Here is a 443-nt window from a genome sequence, read left to right on the forward strand (position 1 = left end):
ACATTTACCCATCCTTCATTAGCAGTAATATCATAAACACCATATGGATTTACTTTGCCCAGTTCTTTGTCCTTAAAATCATATACATTGACATTTATAGGGTCATTTTTTGGACGTAATTCTCTACCCTCATTCTTAAAATTTCCAACTAACTCTTTCTTTTTTGTATCAACAGAGATCACAGGCTGACACTCTTCCTGAAACTTTTTGCACTTTTCATTTATATAGTTGAATTGCTGATCACGATCAGGATGTGAAGCTCCTTCAATTGTCTTTCTATTAGCCTGTAAACTGTAACCAAGCATATGAAGCATATCTGCAACTCTTGCATGAGTTGCCTTATGACCCATCTTTTTTAGTTCTTCAGCCAAATTGCGAACACTTTTAGAGGTCCAACGCAAAGGTGATTCTGGATCACCACTACTTGTTGGTTCAATAAGACT

Annotated in this window: 1 protein-coding gene; it reads right to left on the reverse strand. The window is 36.1% G+C overall.

All coding sequences use genetic code 11. From position 1 onward, the window contains the following. On the reverse strand, positions 1 to 443 hold a 443-nt coding region (locus ASJ81_RS15390), incomplete at both ends, for an ISAzo13 family transposase (RefSeq protein ID WP_141241765.1).

The organism is Methanosarcina spelaei (assembly GCF_002287235.1).
In the GTDB taxonomy this organism is placed as follows: Archaea; Halobacteriota; Methanosarcinia; order Methanosarcinales; family Methanosarcinaceae; genus Methanosarcina; species Methanosarcina spelaei.